The sequence below is a fragment of the Isoptericola sp. NPDC060257 genome (genome assembly GCF_042726645.1).
GTDB lineage: Bacteria > Actinomycetota > Actinomycetes > Actinomycetales > Cellulomonadaceae > Isoptericola > Isoptericola nanjingensis.
Window position 1 is genome coordinate 1 of the sequence record NZ_JBHXAW010000373.1, and the last position, 3,401, is coordinate 3,401.

A 3,401-nucleotide genomic window follows, 5' to 3' on the forward strand; every position below is an offset into this window, starting at 1 on the left:
GCGTGCGACGACGCGTCGCGGTGGTTCGCCGCTCCGCCGTTCAACGACCTTGGCTGCTCAACGACCCTGGTCGCGTCGCCGCTCCCAGCGCTCCTCGAGACGGGCGAGGAAGCCTTCCTTCTTCGCCGCGCGCGCCGGCTGCGGGGCGGTGCGGCCCGGGCGCGAGCGGTCCGGGTTGGTCGCGGGGTCCACGGTGCCGTCCGGCCGGACCACCCCCGTGGGGCCCGACCGCCGCGGGGCGGCGAACGCGTAGGCGACGCCGGCGAACATCAGGACGAAGCCGACGACGCCGACCCAGGCCTGCGACGTGGCAGCACCGACCACGAGCAGCAGCAAGCCCGCGACGACTCCGACGCCGGCCAGGACATAGCGCAGGGGCGACCGGCGGCGCGCCTGCTGCAGGGTGTTGGCCAGACGGGGATCGTCGCTGCTCAGCGCGCGCTCCATCTGCTCCAGCACTCGCTGCTCGTACTCGGACAGTGGCATCGAGTCCCCCCGGGGATCGAGGTGGAACGGTAACGCCCTCAGGATATGCCCGCGCCGCCCGGCACGGTAGTCGACGGGGGTGAACCTCGGCGGCGACCCGACGCCGCACCCAGGCTGATCGCCGATCGGCCGAACCGCTCACGCACCGCGTCCAGCGCGAGCTCGGCCTCGCGGCGGGCCTCCTGACGCGGATCCACGGCCTCGTCGAGGGTCACCTGCTCGGCGAGACCGGACCTGACCTGCAGGTTCTCGCCGCGGACGCCGACCAGCCGCACGGGCAGACCGCGCAGGTCCGCCGCGCCCAGCAGGTCGCGCGCGACGAGGAAGATCGCGCGCGCCACGTCGGTCGGGCCGTCGAGCGTGCGCGACCGGGTCAGGGTCCGGAAGTCGGAGGTGCGGACCTTGATCGACACCGTGCGCGCGACCACGCCCTGGTGCCGCAGCCGGGCCGCGACCCGGTCCGCGAGCTCGAGGACGCGCTGCTCCACCGCGCCCAGGTCCCACAGGTCGCGCTCGAACGTGGTCTCGGCCCCGACGCTGCGCTCCTCGTGACCCGGGACGACCGGCCTCGGGTCGCGCCCCCATGCGAGGTCGTGCAGGTGCGCCCCGGAGACCGACCCGACCGCCGCCTGCAGCGTCGGCACGTCGGTGTCCGCGAGCTGGGCCACGGTCGTGATGCCCCAGCGCGCCAGGGCGGCCTCCGTCTTCTCACCGACCCCCCAGAGCGCGCCCACCGGCAGCGTGCGCAGGAAGGGCACCGTCGCGTCCGCCGGCACGAGCATCATCCCGTCCGGCTTCGCGTGGGTGGACGCCAGCTTGGCCACGAACTTGTTGCGCGCGATCCCCACGGAGCACGTGATCCCGTGCTCGGCACGGACCTGCTCGCGCAGCCTCGCCCCGATCACCGTCGGGGCGCCGAGCCGACGACGGGCCCCGCTCACGTCGAGAAAGGCCTCGTCGACCGAGATCCGCTCCACCAGCGGCGTGATCGTGGCGAGGATCGCCATGACCGACTCGGACACCTCGTGGTACAGCGTGTGGTCGGGCGGCACCACGACGGCCTGCGGGCACAGCCGCAGACCGGCGGCCATCGACATCGCGGAGCGCACGCCGAAGGCCCGGGCCTCGTAGGTCGCCGCGAGCACGACGCCCCGCTCCCGACCCCCGACGATCACGGGACGGCCTCGCAGCTCGGGGCGGCGGGCGAGCTCGCAGGACGCGAAGAACGCGTCCATGTCGACGTGCAGCACGGAGGTGCCCGACTCGTCGGTGCCCCAGTCCCGGAACGCCTCCGCAGACCGCGGACCGCGGCTCACGACGCCGCCGGCGCGACGGCGAGCGGTCGCGCGAACCCGGCGCGGGGGTCGACCAGGAGGCCGACCTCGTCGCGGAAGTCCTCCGCGCACGCCACGAGCTCGGCCGCCCGGCGCGCGTCGACGTCGGGCTCGAGCCCCGCCTCGACCGCCGCCCGGACCCGGGCACCGGAGGCGAAGTACCCCGACCACGCGGCGAGGTCGGGCTCCACGAGCGCCAGCATGTCCCAGACCGAGCGCGCCCGGCTCCGGGCCGACGGGCGCCCGCGCAGCGCGACGACGGCGGCCGCCGCGCGCAGCGCAGCCAGGTGGGCGTGGACGAAGCGCTCGGCAGGGTCCGTCGCCGTCGAGGCCGCCGCGAGCTCCGCGTCGGAGCGGTCGAGGAGCCGGGTCACCTCGGGGCTCGGGGGCAGCACCGCGCCCCCACCGACATGACCTGCTCGGCCGGCATGGCCACGACCGCTCGTCGCACCGGCAGATCTCGTGCGAGCCGACATCCTGCACCTCCCGTGCTCCGCGGTTCCCCGCGCCCGTCCAGTGTCGAACACCTGTTCGAACCTGTCAACCGCCGGACCCCGGGCCCTCCTCGTCCTCCGAGCGGGGAGACTGGTCGCATGTCCCGCTCCTCCCGAGGCGGATCGCGCCCCGAGCGCCGGTCCGGTCGACGCCACCCAGCATCCCCCGACGCACCGACACTCCCCGACGAGGAGGTGCCGATCGACACGGGCACGGCGCGCGTCGAGCGCGACCCGGACCACCCCGGCCGCGTGACGCTGCACGTCAACGGCGTGCCGAGCTCCGCCCTCGACCTCGACGACCCCGGCTTCCTCGCCTTCGAGTACATGCAGCAGATGGCCGCCGTGCTGGCGGGGCTGCCCGAGGGCCCGCTGCGGGTGCTGCACCTCGGGGCGGCGGGGTGCGCCCTCGCGCGGCACGTCGAGCACGAGCGACCGGACTCGCGCCAGCTGGGCGTCGACGTCGACGCCCGCCTCCTCGAGCTCGTGCGGTCGTGGTTCGCGCTGCCGCGCTCGCCCCGCCTCCGGCTGCGGGCCGACGACGCCGGCCACGCCCTCGCGTCCCTGGCGCCGGGCTCGTTCGACGTCGTCGTGCGCGACGTCTTCGCGGGCGACCGCACGCCCGACCACCTGGCCGACGCCGCGTTCGCCGCGGCCTCGCACCGCGTGCTGCGGCCCGGCGGCGTCCTGCTGGCGAACTGCGCGGACCGGCCCCCGCTGTCCCTCGCGCGCCGGGAGACGGCGACGCTCGCCGCGGCGTTCGGGCCGGACGCCGTCGCCGACGGACGGCTCGGCGTCGTCGCGGAGCACGCCGTGCTCAAGGGGCGCCGGTACGGCAACGTGGTGCTCGTCGCCGTCCGCGCCGCACCCGACGACGCCCGCGACAAGTCGGGCGATGACACCGCCGACGAGCTCGACCTGCACGACGCCGGCCTCGCGCGCCGGCTGCGCAGCCTGCCCGTCCCGGCGCGGCTCCTCGTCGGGGGCGAGCTCCAGAGGTTCGCCGGGGCCTGACCCGGCACGGACCAGCGGCGGGCCGAGGGACGTGCTCCCCGGTCACGACGACGGCCGCGCCCCGGGCGGGGAC

Annotated in this window: 4 protein-coding genes; 1 reads left to right on the forward strand and 3 read right to left on the reverse strand. The window is 76.1% G+C overall.

What is annotated here, in order from left to right; translation table 11 throughout:
• Positions 1–57: 57 nt before the first annotated feature.
• The 3 genes from ACFWEK_RS20135 to ACFWEK_RS20145 are packed head-to-tail and all read right to left on the reverse strand — an operon-like array spanning position 58 to position 2,215.
• Complete coding sequence (locus ACFWEK_RS20135) at positions 58–486, reverse strand: DUF3040 domain-containing protein (RefSeq protein ID WP_430547361.1); 429 nt, start codon at positions 484–486, stop codon at positions 58–60.
• 38 nt (positions 487–524) lie between these two features.
• Entirely contained in the window at positions 525–1,802 is a 1,278-nt protein-coding gene (locus tag ACFWEK_RS20140; protein WP_430547360.1) for a DNA polymerase IV, read from the reverse strand.
• Positions 1,799–2,215: an SAV_6107 family HEPN domain-containing protein gene (locus ACFWEK_RS20145; RefSeq protein ID WP_430547359.1), complete on the reverse strand. Its 417-nt coding sequence runs from the start codon at positions 2,213–2,215 to the stop codon at positions 1,799–1,801. Before ACFWEK_RS20145 ends, ACFWEK_RS20140 begins: the two co-directional genes overlap by 4 nt.
• A gap of 294 nt (positions 2,216–2,509) precedes the next feature.
• Here ACFWEK_RS20145 and ACFWEK_RS20150 point away from each other — a divergent pair, with 294 nt between their 5' ends.
• Positions 2,510–3,328, forward strand: coding sequence for a spermidine synthase (locus ACFWEK_RS20150; protein WP_430555194.1), 819 nt, complete (start codon positions 2,510–2,512; stop codon positions 3,326–3,328).
• The last annotated feature ends 73 nt before the right edge of the window (positions 3,329–3,401 follow it).

Coding starts and splice junctions, on each gene's coding strand:
- ACFWEK_RS20135 (WP_430547361.1), bottom strand. CDS start 486: ATGCCACTGTCCGAGTACGAGCAGCGAGTGCTGGAGCAGATGGAGCGC.